Here is a 19,650-nt window from a genome sequence, read left to right as displayed (position 1 = left end):
AGTCAACCCCGCGGCGGACAGACTTATTCCTCGAGGTCCCCGCGGCCCTTTCCCGGCCCCGCAACCGGCCCGAATGCGAGTTCGCCGACGAATTCGTCGAGGTTGACCGCCATCGCCTGGACCGTCTGGCTGCGGATGGAATCGCGGTCACCGGTGAACTCGTGCTCGAAGACCTTGGCCTTCCCACCGAAGGCGATCGCCGTATAGACGAGTCCGACGGGTTTGTCGTCCTGCGGATCGGGACCGGCGACTCCGGTGCAGGAGATTCCGATATCGGCCACGCACTGCACAGCCGTGCCGACGGCCATCTGCGCGGCCACGACCGGATCGATCGGACCGGTCTCCTCGAGGTGGTCGGCATCGACTCCGGCCAGGCTCGCTTTGAGGTCGGTGGCGTATGTGACCAGTCCCCCGCGCACCACGGCCGAGGCGCCCGGCACATCAACGAGCGAGGCGACGAATCGTCCGCCGGTCAGCGACTCCGCCGACGCCAGCGAGATCCCCAGCTGAGAGCAGGTGGAGATGGTCCGCCGCGCAGTCGCCATCAGATCGGAATCAGCCACGCTGCTTGTTCCCGCCGTTCTTCGCGTCCTTGTACAGCTTCGCCGCCTGCACACAGTAGTCGACGCCGGTGACGATGGTGACGACAATCGCCGCGGTCATGATGATCCACGCAAGGACGAGCAGGATGACGTAGACGACCGGGGGCACCACAGCTGAGAGCGGGAACACCAGCAGGAACAGTCCGATCGCCGCTGTCTGCAGCACGGTCTTGATCTTGCCACCGCGTGAGGCCGGCATGACGGCGATGCGGATCATGAAAAACCGCAGCACGGTGATTCCGAGTTCGCGGACGAGGATGATCACGGGCACCCACCACGGCAGTTCGACTATGATCGCCAGACCGATGAGTGCGGCGGCCATGAGTGATTTGTCGGCGATGGGATCGGCGATCTTGCCGAAGTTCGTGATGAGGTTGTCCCGCCTGGCCAGGTAGCCGTCGACGAAGTCGGTGAACATGGCCAGCAGGAACACGACGAGAGCCCACCAGCGCAGTGTCACATCGTTGCCGCCGTCGGCCAACAGGAACACGAGGAACAGGGGCACCAAGAGGATGCGCAGCACCGTGAGCGCGTTCGGCACATTCCACGGACTCGGTTCTGCAGAGGGCTGCTTTGAGGCTCCGGCCTCGACTCGATCGTTCACACGTCCAGCCTATCGGAGTGAGCTGTGCAGATCATTCCAACCAGTGGTACCTCAACCACTATCGCCGAGGCGGCGCACCGTCGGTACGGTGCGCCGCCTCGGCGAGGGGTGGGGTTCGGACCGGATCAGCGGCCGGTGAGCTGCCAGGCGTCCTCTCCGCTGGCTTCGACGACCTCGAGTCCGGTCTCCGGGTCGATGTCGCCGACGGTGAGGTCGCCGGCATGGCCGACTCCGTTCGCATAGCGGTCGGAGCCGCTGGAACCACCGGAGCCATCGGCCGCCGTTCCGCTGCCGGACGACTGACCGAAGTCCTCGAACTCCTCGTCGTAGTCCCCCGCCGCAGAGGCGTGTCCGGAGTGACCCTGACCGGCGGGTTCGGCCGCGGCACCGGACGAGTCATCATCGGGCGGGGTCTCGCCCTTGATGATCGCCAGGGTGCCCGGCAGATCATCAGGGCGCACGAGCACATCGCGTGCCTTCGAGCCCTCGGAGGGGCCGACGATTCCGCGGGACTCCATGAGGTCCATGAGGCGACCGGCCTTCGCGAAGCCGACGCGCAGCTTGCGCTGGAGCATCGAGGTCGATCCGAACTGAGTGGTCACGACCTGCTCGATCGCCTGGAGCAGCAGTTCGAGGTCGTCTCCGATGTCCTCGTCGATCTGCTTCTTCGGTGCTTCGACCGCCACGTCTTCGCGGTAGTTCGGCTTCAGCTGGCTCTTGACGTGGTCGACGACCTTCTCGATCTCGGACTCGTTGACCCAGGCTCCCTGGACACGCATCGGCTTGGCCGCACCCATCGGCAGGAACAGAGCGTCACCCTGACCGATGAGCTTCTCCGCGCCGGGCTGGTCGAGCACGACTCGCGAGTCGGCCAGCGACGAGGTCGCGAACGCCAGACGCGAGGGCACGTTGGCCTTGATGAGGCCGGTGACGACGTCGACGCTGGGTCGCTGAGTGGCGAGAATCAGGTGGATGCCTGCGGCTCGGGCCAGCTGAGTGATGCGCTGGATCGAAGCTTCGACGTCGCGCGGGGCGACCATCATGAGGTCGGCGAGCTCGTCGACGACGACCAGCAGGTACGGGTACGGCTGGAGGACGCGCTCGGATCCGGCGGGCGGCTGGATGCGGCCCTCCCGGACGGCCTTGTTGAACTCCTTGACGTGTTTGAACCCGTAGTTCGCGAGGTCGTCGTAGCGGGCGTCCATCTCGCGCACGACCCATTCGAGCGCCTCGGCGGCCTTCTTCGGGTTCGTGATGATCGGGGTGATCAGATGCGGGATGCCTTCGTAGATCGTCAGCTCCACGCGTTTGGGGTCGACGAGGATCATGCGGACCTCGTCGGGGGTCGCGCGCATCATGATCGAGGTGATCATGGAGTTCACGAAGCTCGACTTACCGGCACCGGTGGCACCGGCGACCAGCAGGTGGGGCATCTTCGAGAGGTCGGCGACGACGAATCCGCCTTCGACGTCCTTGCCCACGCCCATGACCATCGGGTGGTCGGTCTTGCGGGCGGCCTTCGACCGCAGCACATCACCGAGGGCGACGTTCTCACGGTCGGTGTTCGGGATCTCGATGCCGATGGCCTTCTTGCCGGGGATCGGCGAGAGGATGCGCACATCGGCGCTGGCCACGGCGTAGGCGATGTTCTTCGACAGGGCCGTGACCTTTTCGACCTTCGTGCCGGCGCCGAGCTCCACCTCGTAGCGGGTGACCGTCGGGCCGCGGGAGAATCCGGTGACCTCGGCGTCGATCTTGAACTGCTCGAGCACATCGCGCAGGGCTTCGACTACGCGGTCGTTGGCCTCTGACCGTTCCTTTGCGGGAGGTCCGGGCTGGAGGTTGTCCGAGGCGGGCAGCGTGTAGGTGACGTCGCCGGCCAGGGTGAGCTGCTCGACGCGTTCGGGCAGCTGCTCCGTGGGCGGGGGTGCGGGTGCGTTCGTGATCGGCACCGGCGCCGAGGCGGCAGCGGGGTCGGACTTCTTCGCCTGGTTTGCGGCGTCGTCGTCCATCCCGATCGTCTTCTTCAGCTCGGCCATCTCGCGTTCGGCCTTGGTCGGGCGGCGCTGGCCGGGCTTGAGCTTCGGTTCCGGGTCGGTTTCGATCCGGGTGGTGTCGGCTTCTTCGTCGCTGACATCGTTCTCGTGGATATAGGCCTTGTCGTAGGCCTTCGTCACGGCGTCGTCGTCGGCGGAGTCGGGGTTGTCGGTCTTCTTCTTCCGGCCGCGGCGTTTGGTGCCGGTCACGGATTTGAGGTCGGAGGTCCGGCCGTTCTCCGCAACGAGGTCGGACTGCTTGGTGTCGGCCGATTCGGATCCGGGGCGGACACCGCCGGTGAGGCGGTAGTACAGGTCAGTGAGGCGACGGGGAATCGCACGTACCGGTGTCGCGGTGACCACGAGCAGAGAGAACAGTCCAAGCAGCACGAGCAGCGGCACCGCCACGTAGACGGTGGTCGCGATGACCAGCGGTGAGGACACGACGAATCCGAGCGCGCCTCCCCCATTGGCCATGGCCTCGCGGGAGTTCGTGAAGGTCGGGTTGCCGGCGGCGATATGGGCCAGGCTCGAGGCGGCGAGCAGACCGAAGATCATCCCGATGAGGATTCGGTTGTTACCGCGGTTGTCGTCACCGCGCAGGAACAGGCGGATCGCGTAGCAGGTGAAGACCACCGGCAGGACGAGTGCTACGCGGCCGAAGGTGCCTTCGACGATTCCGCGGACGCCGTCGCTGATCGCGCCGGGGAAGTTCCACCATTCGAAGGCGGCGATGATGACCGAGAGCCCGATGAGGAAGAAGGCGGTGCCGTCCCGCTTCGTCGGTGACTGATCGGTCGGTTCGTCGCTGAGAGTCTTTCGCGCACGGTTTCCGGCCATGTGGGCCACTCCCCTCCATGCACCGGTGACAACATTTGTCCCGGGTTCTTCGGTCCCCGCTTTGCCGGACCGACCAGCGTTTTTGCGCGCTGTGCGTTTCCCGGAACCAGAAGCGGGGGAAGTCGTTCTGGTCGCCATGCCTCTCATCTTAGGACGATATTGCGCTCCTGCCCAGCAAATCCGCAGGGTTCGGCGTGTGGCGCGGCGGGCAGCTGCGGGTTCGACGGGCGGGTCGTGTCGGGTGGATTTCGACGTCAGCTGGGGTGCTGGCGGGAAGGTCAGACAGGGCGGCGTGGTGCCGATCGGAATCTTGGAAGAGCTGCATTCGACAACATGCGGAGTGAATGTCCACGTCAGGCCGCATCTCTCGACACTTCACCTGCATCTCAGCGACGGCGCTCTGCCGGGATCCGTACTGCGTGACGGCTGAATCTCTGCGCATGTGGGGATCGACTATCCGCGCCTAGCTCCCAAAAAAGTAGGATGCGTAAGTTCGCCGCTAGCTGGCCTAAAACGATCGAAAAACAACAGATATTGTATGCTCCCAGTGGACCGCCGCACACGAAAGGGAAAGTTGTTGAAACGCTTCGCGATCGGAATCATAGCTGTGGCCTGCGCATTCACGCTGCCCGCCTGCTCTGACGGATCCGGAGATCAGGCAGGGCAAAGCCAGAAACAGCAGGAGGCTTCCCCCGATCCAGCATCTATTGAATCTCAAGAAGCAGACGAGCGCGCAGTTCTGAGCGGCGACGAATACAGCGACAGAATCCTCTCGCTGGAGGACTTGCCCGGCGGTTTCACGTTTGAGGACGACGTCGAATTCGGGGAAAAGGACGAGCAAGCGGCCAATCCGTTCGACTCTGAGGACAGCTCTCCCGACGAGCAGTCCACACAATCCGAGTGCGTCATCGGTGTCATGTCCGCCTACTCATCCGATCTGGACGGCGTATCCGCTTCGCGATCATTTGATCAGTCCGATGACAGCACCGGTACATACGTCCTGACATCGCTGACCAGACCCGAAAGGGGATCGGCGGAGCTGCTCCATGATCTCCGAAACACCGTGGGCGACTGTCAAGAATCGATCAGCGCGGAGGCGACAGAGTCGGTCGAGGTCTTCGAACCCAAAGGCAACAAAGGCGAAGGCTTCTGCATCGCGGCCTACAACGGAACGTTTTTGGACCAAGGGAAGATGGCAGCGTCAGAGTGCTACGTTTCTTGGGCAGGAGAATTGCTGACAGTCCATCAAATGGCATTCGACTCAGAGACCAGCCTCGCCATCGACAAAGAAGCGATGAACGGTGTCAGCGACTACCTGACTGAAGATCTCCTCCCGACGGCACTCAAGAAGGCGGATATGGCGGAGAACCAGGGCTGAGCCCGGTGTTGAGCGAGATAGTTGTGTCCAGAGTGCTCAGTTTGCTCGCCATTTTGGCAATCCGAAAACAATTGACTTGCCGTTCGCGGCAGAATCAGCGCAGCTGGTCCAGGTCGGCGCCCCGCCTATAGGGGTACCCGAGCGATGAAGACGAACTCGCGGCCCGGTCGGTCCGGGGCGTCACGAATCCCCTCGACGACGAACCCGACGCTTTCCAGTGACCTCGTCAGCTGACCCCGGTCACGAAACTGCAGCCGGTTCTGCTGCTCGACTCGATAACCGTCTCGCTCGAAGACCAACACCCCGGTGAAATCAACGAACGCGCCAGAAGCGCTTCCGAACTCCACCCACGATTCGGCTGTCCCCTCGTCGTCGACCTCGGCCGAGGAATAGGTGTTCGCCTTTGTCCACTCCAGCCATGCCCGCCGTTGAGGGTCACGTGATTCGAAGACGAGGAGCCCTCCCGCTCGCAGGCTCCGGCGGATCGCCGTCAGAGTTTCCATCCACGCTTCGTCACCGAGAATCGCCTGCGCCACATCGGCCGTCATGAATGCCATATCGGCCTGCAACGGCGGCAGATCCGCGGCGACCCCGTGAACCCATGTCACCTCATCGGCGTGAGGTTTTGCGCGAGCCACATCCAGGGCAAGCGCCGATGGGTCAACGGCCACGACGTTCCTCCCACGACAGGCGAGCATCGTTGCGAACGTTCCCGTTCCGCATCCGACATCCACCACCGAGGCGGCCCCGAATTCCTCGACCATCGCCGCGTAGGCGTCAAGGTCATCCCTCTCGGGCCCTTCGAAGACGTCATAGACAGCCGCACAGCGGGCGTCGACATGGTTGTCCGCTTCAGAGGTCATGCGGATCACTCGGATGCATGGCGATGAACAGACCCCACTGAGTGGCGCCGGGCCTTCTGCGGCGACCGCGGAACTCTTCGAACAGCTCATCGATGCGGGATCGGAATTCCTCGACTTCATCCTCGGTGAGCATCGCAGCCATCCGCCCCATCGTCCGCTCCTCATAGGGTGCGGCTGTGAACTCGGCGGTGAAGGCCTCGAGCATCTCGGTCGTCATGTCCCCGGTGTTGAGGAACCAGCTCTTGCCCATGGCAAGGTACGGAATCTCCCTGGACCCGCGCCTGCCTCGCCGCGCCTCCTGGGCGATAAGGAATCCGGTGTCGGCGAGCATCCGCACTCGGTGTTCCGCTCGCCTCGCTCCTGCCCGCTCTGCCGACCCTGCTGATCAGCTGGTTCGTCGTGGCCTGGGCAGTGGTTGTCTACAACATTGCGCAGGTGAGCTTCCGCCAACGCCTGTGCCCAAAACCGCTGCTGGGCCGGATGAACGCCTCGATCCGCTTCCTAGTGTGTGTGGGGGGCCGATGCCACTCGGCGCGTTCGTCGCGGGCATCCTCGGTGACTGGTTGGGTGTGGCGATGACGATGTGGATCCTGGCGGTCTGCGCGCTGCTCGGTTCGATGCCGGTGTTCGCCTCCCGGCTGGTGCGGATGCGCGAGCTTCCCCGAGAACTCGATCTGCTCGACAGCGGCGACGGAGCAGCCGAAGCGCAGCGGTAGAAGGTTCACAAGACGGCGTAGTTCCCCATGGGAACGCGATGCGAACCGTCGATGAGCAAGATAAGTGTGCTCTGATTGCACACTTTCCCCTCACAATCGGCAATCCGCGCCCACTTAACTTGCCGATCGAGCGCGACTGAAAGTTGAGTGTGGCGATAAGTCTGAATTCTCCGGAGAGTTCAGACTTATCGCCACAATGAACGTGTTCAAAGCAGCGTGGCAGGCGGATTCACGCCAGCGGGAGGTCAAGATGGGCGGTCGCCACGGTTTGAGCAATCTACTTCGTGGCGTAGAGATGCTCGGGACGGCCGGTGTTGCCGTACTGCAGGGACACCGTAATCGTGCGGGCTTCGGCGAGCTTCGCCAGGTGCCTCTGCGCGGTCGCACGGGAGGCACCGACCGCCTCGGCGACCTCGAGTGCCGTCATCGGACCGCTCGCTTCCTCGAGCGCGGCCAGGATCCGGGTCGTCGTCGACGAGCCTGCCGGGCTCGCACCAGTCCCGCCGACGGCCGCGGCATCGTGGAGGTTGCGCAGCTGCCGCTCGAGATCCGCCTGCCCCACCTTCTCCCGCTCCCAGTAGCGGAGGAACCTCGCGTAGCGGCGCAGGAAGCTCTGCAGCACCTCGGCGGCGAAGGGCTTGACGATGTACGTCATCGCTCCCGCCCGCAGCGACGAGCGGACCACCTGCGGATCCGTGACCGCCGAGAGCACGATCGCATCTATATCGGTCTCGCGGATGAGTTCGGCCCCGGTGCCCTCGGGCAGGACGTAGTCGACGAGAAGCAGGTCGACATCATTCTCGGCGATGACATTGCGAGCCGTCCTCAGGTCACGGACGGGTTCGAGCGCCGTGAAGCCGGGCACCTCGTCGACGTAGCGGGCGTGGATCTGCCCGACGAAGAAGTCGTCATCGAGCACGAGAACGTTGACCATCATCTCTCCTCATCAGTTGGGAAGTCATTGTCGGCGGCGAAGGCAGCACCCTCGCCGTCAGGGTCGTCCAGGGCATCGGGCAGGCGCATGCCGAAGCTCGCCCCGCCGAGGTCCGGATCGTGGCCGTCGATGAGCCACACGGCTCCCCCGCCCTTCTCCGCGACCCGGCGGCTGAGCGCGAGGCCGATGCCGAGACCGTGGCCGTCCCCGGTGCCGGTTCCCGTGGTCAGCCCGATCCCGAAGTCCGGCGCCGAGGCGGCGGTCGAGGTCGAGAATCCCTCGTCGAAGATCTGTCCCACCACCTCGTCGTCGATACCGTCGCCGGTGTCGGTGACGACCGCGTGGAGTTCCCCTCCGGAGCTCAGCAGCTGCACTTCGACCCGGCCGCCGTCCTCGGCATACCGGCGGCCTGCGACCGCCGCACGTACGGCGTTGTCGATGAGGTTGCCGAGGATGAGCGTGACCGCCTCCGGGTCGCGGACCGCACCGACGGCCAGGGAATCAGGGGTGACGGCCAGACTCACACCCGCCTCGGCGGCGGTCGTCCCCTTCGCCTCCAGGACGGCGCGCAGGTACGGGTCGGAGACGAGGTCGATGTCCTCCACCGGGGTCGTGATCGGCCCGGTGCCGAGGATCGACGACAGGTAGGTGTGGGCCTCATCGGTCGCACCTGTGTCTACGAGTCCGAGCACGGTGTGCAGCCGGTTGGCGAACTCGTGTCGCTGAGTGCGCAGGGCTCGGGCCATGGCGGTGACGGACTCGAGTTGGCGCGCCATCGTGAGCATCTGCGTCTCGTCGCGCAGGGTCACGACGCCTCCGACGGAGACCCCGTCGCGCTGCACCCGCACGGCGGTGGCCAGCAGAATCCGGTCGTTGATCGTGATCCGCCGTCGCAGGGCGCCGTCTGCTGGGGCTTCGGCCATGAGTGCGGTGACTTCGTCGGGCACGTCGACCAGATCGTCATCAGTTCCCCTCGCCGAGGCGGCTCCGCCGTTCGCCTCGTTCGCGCCGTCCGCACGGTCGCCGTCCTTCGCCGAGGCGGTTCCGAGCAGCTCCTTCGCGTTCGAGTTGCTCAGTGTGAGCGTCCCATTCGTGTCGAACCCGAGCACTCCGTCGTCGAGGCCGTGGAGCACGGCCCCTTGATCACGAGCCATTTCGGCGAGCTCTTCGGGTCCGACGCCGAGTGTCTCCCTCCGCAGTCGGCGCCCGAGCATGAGCGACACCACCCCGCCGAGCGCCAGGGCGAGCACCGCGACGGTGCCGAGCAGGATGAGTTCACGGCGGACGTCAGCATCGAGCACGGAGGCGAAGATGCCCACCGAGACCTCACCGACGACGGTCTTGCCGTCCTCACTCGAATAGATCGGGACCTTTGCCCGCACCGTCTCGCCCAGGGTTCCGGATTCGTGGGACACGTTTTCGCGGCCGGCCAGCGCCTCGTCCGGAGATGTCGAGACCTTGTGCCCGATCTTCGACCTGTCGGGGTGGGTGAGTCGGATGCCGCGGTCGTCGGTGATGACGGCGAAGCTGATGCCCGAGCGGTCGCGCAGATCATCGGTGATCGCCAACATCGAGGTGACGATCTGCTCATCGGGTTCGTCGGCATGTTCGGCCGAGGCCTGAGTCGAGGCGGCGCGAACATCCGGATCGATCGCGAGCGTGCGGGCAGTAGCCAGCGCCTTCGTCTCGGTCACCTCGGTGACGGTGCGCGCCCCCATCCACGCGAATACGCCGGTGACCAGGGTGAGGATCACAATGACGAGCGCGAGCTGAGAGATCAGCACACGTCGGGAGAACGAACGATGGGGCCGGGGCACGCGCTCAGCGTAGTCGCGCTTGAGCGCAATGCGCAAAAGGCACTCAACGAGCTAATCGCCATCAGTGCACACAAACGCGCGCGGCACGTGATCTGGACCCTACGGTGTTTCGAGCCTCACATTCGCCTTCGAAGGAGAAGCTCGTGCTTGTCATTCTCGGTTTTGCCATGATCTTCGTCTTCATGACGCTGATCATGACCAAACGACTCTCGCCGATCCTCGCACTCATCCTCGTGCCCACGATCTTCGGCCTCTTCGCCGGGGCCGGTCTGGGCATTGGGGACATGGTCATGGACGCGATCGCCTCGATGTCGTCAACGGCAGCGCTGCTGCTCTTCGCCATCATCTACTTCGGCATCATGATCGACGTCGGCCTCTTCGACAAGCTCGTCGACTTCATCCTCAAGGTCGCCGGCAACGACCCCGTCAGAGTCGTCCTCGGCACCGCGCTGCTCACCGGTGCCGTGTCCCTCGACGGTGACGGATCGACGACGTTCATCGTCGTCACCGCGGCCATGCTGCCTATCTACCAGCGCCTCGAGATGTCACCGGTGGTGCTCACCTGCGTGGCCGGTCTCATCAACGGCACCCTCAACATCGTCCCGTGGGGCGGACCGACGGCACGAGCCTCCTCGGCGCTGCAGATCGACGCGAACGAGATCTTCGTCCCCATGGTTCCGTCGCTGGTGGCGGGCCTGCTTGTGTGCTTCGTCTTCGCCTATGTGCTCGGCATCTCCGAACGCCGTCGCCTGGCCAAGAACGGCGTTGCCTGGGTCGAGGACCGCGGATCGAACCGCCGCAGGGACCTCGTCGGCGCCGTGGCCGGAGCCCGCGCCGCCACCGGCTCAGCCTCGACCAGCAGCTCAGCCGCGACCGGCGGTCACGGGGCGGGGAACTCCGGTGCCGCCTCGGCGATCGATGGCACCACCACCGAGGCGGCCCCCGTCTCCGCGAACGACACAGACGGATCCGCCGGAACTGGTTCGGGCCTGTCGAACACCGCGCTCGATCCCAACCGCTCGACCCTGCGACCGAAGCTGTTCTGGTTCAACCTGGCCCTGACCGTGGCCGTCATGGTCCTGCTCATCATCGACATCCTGCCGCTGCCGTACCTGTTCATGATCGGCACCGTCATCGCGCTCATGGTCAACTTCCCGAAGATGAAGGACCAGCAGGAGGAGCTCGCTTCCCACGCCACCGCGATCATCTCCGTCGTGGCCATGGTCATGGCCGCGGGCGTGCTCACCGGCATCATGTCCGGCACCGGAATGGTCGATGCGATGGCCGAATGGCTGGTCGCGGTCATCCCGAACTCGATGGGGCCCTATATGGCCGTCATCACCGGTCTGCTGTCGATCCCGATGACGTTCTTCATGAGCAACGACGCCTTCTACTTCGGCATCCTGCCCGTGCTCGCCGAGACCGCCTCCCACTTCGGCGTCTCTGCGGCCGATATGGCCCGCGCGTCGATCACCGGCCAGCCCGTGCACATGCAGTCGCCGCTGGTGCCCGCGATCCTGCTGCTTGTCTCACTGTCCGGCGTCGAGCTCGGCGATCACCATAAGAAGGTGCTGTGGCGTGCGCTCATCGTCGCCCTCGTCATGCTCGCCGTGGGTGTCGCCGTCGGCGTCATCGGAATCGGCTGAACGGGGACCTGCGATGACTGATCTCTATTCGGCTCCGCAACGCCGATTCCCCGCCCCGTCCCTGCAGGTCACCGCCTCACCGAACATCAGTTCGGCTGCCGCGACCGTAGTCCTGGCGCTGCGTCCGGATACCTCGGACAAGGTGCTCGAGCAGGCGATCACCGCAGCCCTCCGTGAGAACGCGGCGGTGCAGGCGGTCGTGTTCGGCACGGATACGACGACAGCACCGTCGACGTCTCCCCTGGCCGAGTGCACTAAGTTGGGTGCCGCCCTCGCCGAGGCGGGACTCGAGTATGCCGTCCACCGCTCCGGCCCCGACCCGGCTGAGCAGATCCTCGGCCTGGCCGACGAGCACGACGCTGCGGTGATCGTCATGAGCACGAAGCGCCGCTCACCGGTGGTGAAGCTGCTGCTCGGGTCGAGCGCGCAGCAGGTTATCCTCGAAGCCGAGTGCCCGGTGCTGTTGGTGAAGTAGAAGTCCAGGTTTCGTCGATGCGCGGCGCCAGTCGCGTGAAGTCGGTCGCGCGGGGCTAGATCCCGGCGGTTCCCCGACCCGGTGCCAGAATCCCGCGCGGGTCGACGAGCGCCTTCAGCTCCTGCAGGCCCTGACGCCCCGGACGCGGCCCCCACGCGTCAACCTCGCCCCAGACCGGTGCTGGTGCATGGATGAGCCAGGCGGCGACATGGTGCAGGCCGAAGCTGCGCAGATGTTCGAGGACCACGCGGGTGGCCATTCCCGGTTCGGATTCCGGAGCGCCGATGCCTAATTCGAACGACCCCGTTGCGCTTCCGCGCAGCTGCAGCGGATAACCGATCGTCGTCTCCAGCCGGTCGACGGCATCGATGAGGGTCGGGATGAAGCTCGGTGCCACCGACACCCCGATGGTCGCGGCCAGTCGCGCTCTGCTCCCCCACCAGCCCGGTTCCCCACACGGAGTCGCGCCAGGGTTCCAGGCGACGAGGTGGCCGACTTCGGCCTCGACTTCGCCGGTCTCCCCTTCAATAAGGACTACCGTCGTCGCCGGTGACCCGGGTGGGCGTTCGATGACGACGGCATCGGGGACACGGCGTGCGACAAGGAGATCGGCGGCAGTCTCGGTGACGGGGATCCACACGAATCTCTGCGCTTCGGGTCGCCGGGTCAGACCGATTTCTGCCTCAGCGATGATCGCTCGGGTCCCCCAGGATCCGGTGATGAGGCTGCGCAGATCGCGGCCGCCCAGCTCCGGGTGGAGACCGTGAGCGGTGCGGGCGATGGTCCCGTCGGCGGCGACGGTCGTCATGGACAACACGGTCTCGGCCAGCCGAGGCCGGCGCAGGCTGCGGGGTCCGGTGGCCGCAGTTGCGATCATTCCGCCGAGGGTGGCGCCGGCGTCGATTCGGTCGAGGGGAAGGTCGGCGAGGATCTCCTGCCCGGACTGAGCGGCGAACCTGTTCAGCGCGGTGATCCGGGATCCGGCTCCGGCACGGATCGTGTCGCCTGCACCGGAACTGACGGCCACCTCGGCGATCGAGGTCAGATCGATGAGCAGGCCCGGAGTGGACGCTGGCGGATGATCATCGAAGGCGGTGCCGCCGCCGAACACAGCGACGGTGCGGTTCTCGGCATGGGCGCGGGCCATGAGCTCGGAGAGTTCGGCGATGCTGCCGGGACTGGCCAGTCGGGGCAGTTCGTCTGTGGTCAGGCTCATCCGCATCTTCCGTTCCTGCGATCTCGGGCGCTGCGCTGCGTTCATGTGTACGACGAGCCTAGCGAAGAACGCCCCCGAAATCGGTGCTTCCGGCACAGATTTCGGGGGCGTTCGGCGTTGTCACCGGTCATGGACCTGCATGCCCTGGCCGGGGCACGCGGTGCGGCCGGAGTCGATCACGACATGCGGATCACGGCATGCGGGCGTAAGCCGGCAGGGTGAGGAAGTCGACGTATTCGGGGTCGAGGGCGACCGAGACGAAGGTGTCGGTGGCGTCCTTCCAACCTGCGTCGTCGCCGGGCAGCTTGGCGACCTCCTCGGCGACGATGCGCTCGACGAGCTCCTTCGTCACCTTCTCACCGGAGTCCAGCGTGATTCCGGCATCGTGCCACTGCCACACCTGGGAGCGGGAGATCTCGGCGGTCGCGGCGTCCTCCATGAGTCCGTTGATGGCGACCGCGCCGTTGCCCTCGAGCCAGGCGCGCAGGTACTGGATGCCGACGGACACGTTGGTGCGCAGACCGGCCTCGGTCATCGAACCCGGGGTCGACTTCACGTCGAGGAGATCAGAGGCGGCGACGCTGACGTCTTCGCGCTTGTTGTCGATCTGGTTGGGCTTGTCGCCGAGGGTCTCCGTGAAGACCTCCTTGCACAGAGCCACCATTCCGGGGTGAGCGACCCAGGAACCGTCGAAGCCGTTGGAGGCCTCACGCGACTTGTCTTCGCGGACCTTGTCGAAGGCGGCCTTGTTCGCGGCTTCGTCCTTCGAAGGGACGAATGCGGACATTCCCCCGATGGCATGTGCCCCGCGCTTGTGGCAGGTGCGCACGAGCAGTTCGGTGTAGGCCCGCATGAACGGCACCGTCATCGTCACGTCCGAACGGTCCGGCAGCAGGAAGTCGGAGCCGCGCGAGCGGAAGTTCTTGATCACGGAGAAGATGTAGTCCCAGCGGCCGGCATTGAGTCCGGCCGAGTGCTCGCGCAGTTCGTAGAGGATCTCTTCCATCTCGAAGGCCGCGGTGTAGGTCTCGATGAGCACGGTGGCCCGGATGGTGCCGCGGGCCAGGCCGAAGGCATCCTCGGCGTGCTCGAAGACCTGATTCCACAGGCGGGCCTCGAGGTGGGATTCCATCTTCGCGAGGTAGAAGTAGGGTCCGCGGCCCTTCTCGATCTGGACCTGGCCGGCGGTCGCGAAGTAGAGCGCGAAGTCGACGAGCGAACCGGAGGTCTCCTCACCGTCGATGAGGATGTGCTTCTCGGGCATATGCCAGCCGCGGGGACGCACGACGATGGTCGGCAGATCCTCGTCGGGAGCGAGCTTGTATTCCTTGCCCTCGGGGGAGGTGAAGTCGATTTCGCGGTTGAGCGAGTCGAGCAGGTTGATCTGGCCCTGGATGACCGAGTCCCACTGCGGGGTGTTCGCGTCTTCCTGGTCGGCCAGCCACACCTTCGCACCCGAGTTGAGCGCGTTGATCGTCATCTTCTTGTACGTTGGGCCGGTGACCTCGACGCGGCGGTCTTCGAGGCCGGGAGCCGGAGGTGCGACCTGCCAGGACGGGTCGTTGCGGACTTCGGCGGTCTCGGGCAGGAAGTCGAGGTCCTTGCCAGCGGCGATTTCGGCCTGGCGGACCTTGCGAGCTTCGAGTCGCTCGAGACGGTCGCCGTTGAACTTCCGGTGCAGGTCGACGATGAGCTCAAGCGCCTTGGGCGTGAGGACCTTCTCAGCCCCGTCCGGCAGCTCACCGGTGATCTCCATCCCGGCGGGGATGTCCAGGTTTTCGATATGAGCGGTCATCGATGGTTCTCCTTAGTCAGCACATCAGTGCTGCGTCCTTATCAACATCTGGTGATGCGATATGTTCGCTGGTCAACGGGGTTATGACTGCGACATTTTCACATCGTGAAAATGTTTGTTCACACAACGAAAGAATATGAGGTGATGCACGTCTCGTCAAACCATATCCTGCATTCGAGACGGTGTGTTCGTTGACTCCGCCCGTGGGCCTGGGGAGGATAAGGGGAACATCTCTCATGGACTCGCCGAGGCGGCCCATCGTCACCGACCAACCCCTGGTTCCCGGTCGGCTGAGGACAATCGTCGCCCCAGGTCAGGTCCTTGGAACGATGCGGCAATGACGCCGCGGATCGGACTCACGGTGGACAACCTCGCTGTTGCAGCTCTTTTGGCCCTCTCGCCCATCCTCTTGGCCGGAATCCTTCTCATCGGCTTCCGCTGGCCCGCCAAATACGCGATGCCGGTCGGCCTGATCGCCGCCGCGTTGGTGGCGAACTTCGCGTGGAAGATCGAGTGGGTGACGATCGGCGCCTCGGTCGTCCAGGGCCTTCTCGTCGCGATCGGCCTGCTGTGGATCGTCTTCGGTGCGCTTCTGCTGCTGGCCACGATCACACGGTCCGGAGCAATCGAGACGATCCGCTCCGGCTTCATCGCGATCTCCCCTGACCGACGGGTGCAGGTCATCATCGTCGCCTGGCTCTTCGGCTCCTTCATCGAGGGTGCCGCCGGCTTCGGCACTCCGGCCGCCGTCGTCGCTCCGCTGATGCTCGCCCTCGGCTTCCCTGCGATCGCCGCTGTGCTCGCCGGTCTCATCATCCAGTCGACCCCGGTGAGCTTCGGCGCGGTGGGCACTCCGATGGTGCTGGGCATCGGCTCAGGGCTGGCGCAGGAGGACGGGTCGATGTCGGCCGATGTCGCCGAACGTGCCGGCCAGCTCGGCCTCGACCAGGCCGAGTTCGTCGCTCACACGGCCACGCAGGTCGCGCTCATCCACGCCTGCTGCGGCATCCTCATCCCCCTTCTGCTCTCGTGCCTGATGACCGGGTTCTTCGGTGCCACCCGGCGCTTCGCCGACGGTCTGGCCATCGCCCCGTTCGCGATCTACGCGGCCCTGGCGATGATCGTTCCCTACCTCATCGTGGCCAATGTGCTCGGGCCCGAGTTCCCGTCGCTGCTCGGTGGGCTCATCGGTCTGGCCATCGTCGTGACGACCTCGCGGATGGGCTTCCTCATGCCGAAGAAGACCTGGGACTTCGCTCCGCGTGAGAAGTGGCCGGCGTTCTGGATGGGCACCGTCGATCCGAACAAGGAGAAGGCGCAGCTGACCAAGAAGATGTCGCTGGCCCGCGCCTGGTCGCCCTACCTCATCGTCGTCGCGCTTCTCCTCGTCACACGCAACGTGCCCGCGATCAAGGAGTTCCTCAACGGTCCGGCCGTGATCAAGATCGACAACATCTTCGGCACTCCGATCAGCCAGAACATGGATCTGCTGTGGTCGCCCGGCGCGATCTTCGTCCTCGCCTGCGGGCTGACGTACTTCATCCACCGGATGACGAAGAAGCAGATCGCCGGCTCCTGGCAGATCGCCGGTTCGCAGATCGCCGGCGCGGCCGTCGCCCTGCTGTGCTCCCTGCCGCTGGTGCGCGTGTTCATCAACTCCGGTGCCGACTACAACGGCGCTGGCCTGGAATCGATGCCGGTCACCCTCGCCGAGGCGGCCGCCAGTTCCGTGGGTGACGCCTGGCCGCTGTTCGCCCCGTTCGTCGGTGCCCTGGGTGCCTTCGTCGCCGGATCGAACACCGTCTCGAACGTCATGTTCTCGCAGTTCCAGTTCTCCACCGGCACCGCGATCGGTGCTGCCAGCCCTGAGACCGTGGTCGCGGCTCAGGCGGTCGGCGGCGCCGCTGGAAATATGGTGGCCGTGCACAACGTCGTGGCCGCCTCGGCGACGGTGGGACTCATCGGTCGGGAGGGCGAGCTCATCCGGCGGACCTCGATCCCGATGCTCGTCTACTCATTGACTGCGGGAGCCCTGGCGTTCATCGGCCTCAACGGGCTGGGCTTCAACGCGGGCACCGTCGTCCTCACTGCGATTGTCATCGGCCTCGCCGTCGTCGTGGTGATGATCCGCCGCTCGCCAGGCAAACCGCTGCCGGGCCTTGAGGCAGTCGCCGGCAGCGCAGCCAAGGCCGACGGGATTGCTGAAGGCACAGACGGGCGTTCAGCTCGCGGTGGCAGCTCTGACATCGACGATGACGAACCGGAGCCCACGCACCGGGCCTGACGGCTCTCGCCCGAAGGCTCCCCGTCGCTCGTGGTCACGGCTGTCTCAGTGACACGAGCCTTCTCGGCCGAGCGTCGTCGCCGCGGTGGCGCCCTTTCTCGTCCACTGTGGAACCGGCCGGCTCGACGGCCCCCAGTCCGGCACCCCGTCGACGGTGGTGCGCCAGCACGAGGAGATCGGAGCGCCGTGGCCACCCACCGGAGCTCCGGCATCGATCGGATCGGGCCACCCCTCGGGAACCTCCTCCCATCCCTCTCGACGACCGTAGGGTGTGATGTCAAGGAGTCCGAGGAACGGACTCACCCTCTCGATGCCGCGGCCCGTCGTCGAGTACGTGATGAACACTCGGTCGCCTCGGCGCAGGTAGCACTGGAGATTGCCCATCGCACCGCCGATCGGTGCAGCGAGGCCACGGACGGAGTACCAGGGTGCGCGATAGCCCATGAAGGCGACAAAGCGCTCGACCTCGACCATCGGCAGGCGCCGGCGAGCGGCGGCAATCGAATCGGATTCGCGGGTCAGCGCCTTCTCTCGCGCGAGCAGAGCGGCACTCGCCTCGGTCCACGTGCTCATATCGACGATGGGCGGGCTGCCGGGAATGGAATCATCCGACACTTCTGCGGGATTCGGGTCCATGCGCCAACGCTACGCATCGGGCGGGTCGCGGGCAAGGCTCGGGCCGCAGGCACCGGACTGCGCTGGGGACGACGACGCCCGCAGGGCCTTGAGGCACCAGCGGGCGTTCGTGAGTTCGTCGGCGCAGCAGACCGACAACTGAGTCTCAGACGATGACGACCATGGGGACGATCATCGGCTTGCGGCGCAGCTTCGACGACACCCAGCGGCCGATGGTGCGGCGCACCACCTGCTGGAGCTGGTACTGATCGGTCGTTCCGTCACGCAGCGCATCTTCGACGGCCTTCTGCACCTTCGGGATGATCGTGTCGAAGACGTCATCGGACTCGGCCACACCGCGGGCGTGGATCTCGGGACCGGCGATGAGCGACTTCGTCTGCGAGTTCACGGCCATGAAGATCGTCACGAAGCCCTCGCCGGACAGAACCAGGCGATCCTTGAGGTCCGCCTCGGTGATCTCACCGACCGACGAACCGTCGACGAAGACGTAGTTGCAGTCGACGGCGCCGACGACCTCGGCGCGGCCGTCCTTGAGGTCGACGACCCAGCCGTCGTCGGCCAAGACGATGTTGTTCGGGTCGACTCCGGTCGCCTCGGCGTGGCGGCCGTTGGCCAGCAGGTGGCGCCATTCCCCGTGGACGGGCATGACGCCGCGGGGCTTGACGATGTTGTAGCAGTAGAGCAGCTCGCCGCCGGAGGCGTGACCGGACACATGGATCTTCGCATCGGCCTTCGAGATGACACGGGCACCGAGCTTCATCAGGCCGTTGATGACCTTGAACACGGAGTTCTCGTTGCCGGGGATGAGCGAGGAGGCGAGGATGACGGTGTCACCGTCGCCGACGTCGACGCGGTGGTTGCGGTTGGCCATCCGGGACAGGGCCGCCATCGGCTCACCCTGGGAGCCGGTGCACATCAGGACGATCTGATCCTCGGGGAAGTCGTCGACCTTCTTGATGTCGATGAGGGTTCCGGCAGGCACGTTGAGGTAGCCGAGGTCTTCGGCGATCTTCATATTGCGCACCATGGAGCGGCCGACGAGGGCCACCTTGCGACCGTGGGCGGTGGCGGCGTTGAGCACCTGCTGCACACGGTGGACGTGGGAGGAGAACGAGGCGACGATGATGCGGCGCTCAGCGGTGCCGAAGAGGTTCTCGAGCACGGGCCCGATGTCCTTCTCCAGCGCGGTGAAGCCGGGGACCTCGGCGTTCGTCGAGTCCGTCATGAACAGGTCGACACCCTCTTCGCCGAGGCGAGCGAAGGCGCGCAGGTCGGTGATGCGGCCGTCGAGCGGCAGCTGGTCCATCTTGAAGTCACCGGTGTGCAGGATGTTTCCGGCGCCGGTGCGGATGAACACGGCCAGGGCGTCGGGGATCGAGTGGTTGACGGCAACGAACTCGAGGTCGAAGGGACCGAGCTGGTCGACGTCGTCTTCGGCCACCACGCGGGTGATGGGCTTGATGCGGTGCTCTTTGAGCTTGGCTTCGATGAGCGCGATCGTCAGCTGCGAGCCGAGGATCGGGATGTCGCCCTTGCGGCGCAGCAGGTAGGGAACGGCACCGATGTGGTCTTCGTGGCCGTGGGTGAGGACGAGGCCGATGATGTCATCGAGACGGTCATCCAGGTAGGAGAAGTCGGGGAGGATGAGGTCGACGCCGGGCTGGTCCTCTTCGGGGAAGAGCACACCGCAATCGACGATGAGGAGTTTGCCGTGGTATTCGAAGACGGTCATATTGCGGCCGACTTCGCCGAGTCCGCCGAGCGCTACGATGCGGACGGCTTCTTTGTCCATCCTCGGCGGGAGGGAC

Annotated in this window: 16 protein-coding genes; 5 read left to right on the top strand and 11 right to left on the bottom strand. The window is 65.3% G+C overall.

What is annotated here, in order from left to right; genetic code table 11:
* Window positions 1-23: 23 nt before the first annotated feature.
* The 3 genes from BLU88_RS08780 to BLU88_RS08770 form a co-directional block, all read right to left on the bottom strand.
* The gene (locus BLU88_RS08780) at window positions 24-563 is read right to left on the bottom strand and encodes a CinA family protein (protein WP_331712471.1); all 540 of its coding nucleotides are present in this window, start codon (window positions 561-563) and stop codon (window positions 24-26) included.
* Window positions 556-1,206, bottom strand: coding sequence for a CDP-diacylglycerol--glycerol-3-phosphate 3-phosphatidyltransferase (pgsA, locus tag BLU88_RS08775; protein ID WP_092012570.1), 651 nt, complete (start codon window positions 1,204-1,206; stop codon window positions 556-558). Before pgsA ends, BLU88_RS08780 begins: the two co-directional genes overlap by 8 nt.
* A gap of 125 nt (window positions 1,207-1,331) precedes the next feature.
* Window positions 1,332-4,082 (bottom strand): DNA translocase FtsK, encoded by a 2,751-nt coding sequence (locus BLU88_RS08770; RefSeq protein ID WP_092012566.1) that lies wholly within the window; start codon window positions 4,080-4,082, stop codon window positions 1,332-1,334.
* A 577-nt stretch (window positions 4,083-4,659) separates the two neighbouring features.
* Between BLU88_RS08770 and BLU88_RS08760 the strand changes: the two genes are divergently transcribed.
* On the top strand, window positions 4,660-5,460 hold the full coding sequence (locus BLU88_RS08760; RefSeq protein ID WP_157689051.1) for a hypothetical protein: 801 nt from the start codon (window positions 4,660-4,662) through the stop codon (window positions 5,458-5,460).
* Between the two features lie 125 nt (window positions 5,461-5,585).
* Here the strand turns inward: BLU88_RS08760 and BLU88_RS08755 are convergent, their stop codons facing one another.
* Entirely contained in the window at window positions 5,586-6,323 is a 738-nt protein-coding gene (locus tag BLU88_RS08755) for a class I SAM-dependent methyltransferase (protein WP_092012557.1), read from the bottom strand.
* Window positions 6,313-6,654 carry a hypothetical protein gene (locus BLU88_RS08750; RefSeq protein ID WP_231939693.1) on the bottom strand — a complete coding sequence of 114 codons (342 nt, stop codon included), beginning with the start codon at window positions 6,652-6,654 and terminating at the stop codon, window positions 6,313-6,315. The genes BLU88_RS08755 and BLU88_RS08750 overlap by 11 nt, the downstream gene beginning before the upstream one ends.
* Window positions 6,655-6,844: 190 nt before the next feature.
* On the opposite strand from BLU88_RS08750, the gene BLU88_RS08745 reads away from it, so the two are divergent.
* On the top strand, window positions 6,845-7,039 hold the full coding sequence (locus tag BLU88_RS08745; RefSeq protein WP_092012554.1) for a hypothetical protein: 195 nt from the start codon (window positions 6,845-6,847) through the stop codon (window positions 7,037-7,039).
* A 277-nt stretch (window positions 7,040-7,316) separates the two neighbouring features.
* On the opposite strand, the gene BLU88_RS08740 is transcribed toward BLU88_RS08745, so the two are convergent.
* Window positions 7,317-7,973, bottom strand: a complete 657-nt coding sequence (locus BLU88_RS08740; protein ID WP_092012552.1) for a response regulator — start codon at window positions 7,971-7,973, stop codon at window positions 7,317-7,319.
* The gene (locus tag BLU88_RS08735) at window positions 7,973-9,790 is read right to left on the bottom strand and encodes a sensor histidine kinase (RefSeq protein ID WP_092017341.1); all 1,818 of its coding nucleotides are present in this window, start codon (window positions 9,788-9,790) and stop codon (window positions 7,973-7,975) included. The genes BLU88_RS08740 and BLU88_RS08735 overlap by 1 nt, the downstream gene beginning before the upstream one ends.
* Window positions 9,791-9,933: 143 nt before the next feature.
* On the opposite strand from BLU88_RS08735, the gene BLU88_RS08730 reads away from it, so the two are divergent.
* Together BLU88_RS08730 and BLU88_RS08725 are read left to right on the top strand one after the other, a co-directional pair.
* The gene (locus BLU88_RS08730; RefSeq protein WP_092012549.1) at window positions 9,934-11,436 is read left to right on the top strand and encodes a CitMHS family transporter; all 1,503 of its coding nucleotides are present in this window, start codon (window positions 9,934-9,936) and stop codon (window positions 11,434-11,436) included.
* A gap of 13 nt (window positions 11,437-11,449) precedes the next feature.
* On the top strand, window positions 11,450-11,911 hold the full coding sequence (locus BLU88_RS08725) for a universal stress protein (protein ID WP_092012546.1): 462 nt from the start codon (window positions 11,450-11,452) through the stop codon (window positions 11,909-11,911).
* A 55-nt stretch (window positions 11,912-11,966) separates the two neighbouring features.
* On the opposite strand, the gene BLU88_RS08720 is transcribed toward BLU88_RS08725, so the two are convergent.
* Complete coding sequence (locus BLU88_RS08720; protein ID WP_157689049.1) at window positions 11,967-13,127, bottom strand: FAD-binding oxidoreductase; 1,161 nt, start codon at window positions 13,125-13,127, stop codon at window positions 11,967-11,969.
* Between the two features lie 190 nt (window positions 13,128-13,317).
* A complete protein-coding gene (gene aceB / locus BLU88_RS08715; RefSeq protein WP_092012541.1) occupies window positions 13,318-14,922 on the bottom strand; it encodes a malate synthase A in 1,605 nt (534 codons plus the stop codon).
* A gap of 337 nt (window positions 14,923-15,259) precedes the next feature.
* On the opposite strand from aceB, the gene BLU88_RS08710 reads away from it, so the two are divergent.
* Window positions 15,260-17,206: an L-lactate permease gene (locus BLU88_RS08710; RefSeq protein ID WP_092012538.1), complete on the top strand. Its 1,947-nt coding sequence runs from the start codon at window positions 15,260-15,262 to the stop codon at window positions 17,204-17,206.
* 45 nt (window positions 17,207-17,251) lie between these two features.
* Here the strand turns inward: BLU88_RS08710 and BLU88_RS08705 are convergent, their stop codons facing one another.
* Together BLU88_RS08705 and BLU88_RS08700 are read right to left on the bottom strand one after the other, a co-directional pair.
* Window positions 17,252-17,842 (bottom strand): DUF899 family protein, encoded by a 591-nt coding sequence (locus BLU88_RS08705; RefSeq protein ID WP_092012536.1) that lies wholly within the window; start codon window positions 17,840-17,842, stop codon window positions 17,252-17,254.
* A gap of 145 nt (window positions 17,843-17,987) precedes the next feature.
* The gene (locus tag BLU88_RS08700; protein ID WP_092012533.1) at window positions 17,988-19,634 is read right to left on the bottom strand and encodes a ribonuclease J; all 1,647 of its coding nucleotides are present in this window, start codon (window positions 19,632-19,634) and stop codon (window positions 17,988-17,990) included.
* Between the last annotated feature and the right edge of the window lie 16 nt (window positions 19,635-19,650).

Source organism: Brevibacterium siliguriense (genome assembly GCF_900105315.1).
GTDB lineage: Bacteria > Actinomycetota > Actinomycetes > Actinomycetales > Brevibacteriaceae > Brevibacterium > Brevibacterium siliguriense.
The sequence above is the reverse complement of the archived record's forward strand: the minus strand, read 5'-3'. Positions and strand labels throughout refer to the sequence as shown.

Excerpts from the sequence above, each read along its gene's own strand:
- BLU88_RS08770 (WP_092012566.1), bottom strand. The coding sequence starts at position 4,082 with ATGGCCGGAAACCGTGCGCGAAAGACTCTCAGCGACGAACCGACCGAT.
- BLU88_RS08755 (WP_092012557.1), bottom strand. The coding sequence starts at position 6,323 with ATGACCTCTGAAGCGGACAACCATGTCGACGCCCGCTGTGCGGCTGTC.
- BLU88_RS08750 (WP_231939693.1), bottom strand. The coding sequence starts at position 6,654 with ATGCTCGCCGACACCGGATTCCTTATCGCCCAGGAGGCGCGGCGAGGC.
- BLU88_RS08745 (WP_092012554.1), top strand. The coding sequence starts at position 6,845 with ATGCCACTCGGCGCGTTCGTCGCGGGCATCCTCGGTGACTGGTTGGGT.
- BLU88_RS08740 (WP_092012552.1), bottom strand. The coding sequence starts at position 7,973 with ATGGTCAACGTTCTCGTGCTCGATGACGACTTCTTCGTCGGGCAGATC.
- BLU88_RS08725 (WP_092012546.1), top strand. The coding sequence starts at position 11,450 with ATGACTGATCTCTATTCGGCTCCGCAACGCCGATTCCCCGCCCCGTCC.
- BLU88_RS08720 (WP_157689049.1), bottom strand. The coding sequence starts at position 13,127 with ATGAGCCTGACCACAGACGAACTGCCCCGACTGGCCAGTCCCGGCAGC.
- aceB (WP_092012541.1), bottom strand. The coding sequence starts at position 14,922 with ATGACCGCTCATATCGAAAACCTGGACATCCCCGCCGGGATGGAGATC.
- BLU88_RS08710 (WP_092012538.1), top strand. The coding sequence starts at position 15,260 with ATGACGCCGCGGATCGGACTCACGGTGGACAACCTCGCTGTTGCAGCT.
- BLU88_RS08705 (WP_092012536.1), bottom strand. The coding sequence starts at position 17,842 with ATGGACCCGAATCCCGCAGAAGTGTCGGATGATTCCATTCCCGGCAGC.
- BLU88_RS08700 (WP_092012533.1), bottom strand. The coding sequence starts at position 19,634 with ATGGACAAAGAAGCCGTCCGCATCGTAGCGCTCGGCGGACTCGGCGAA.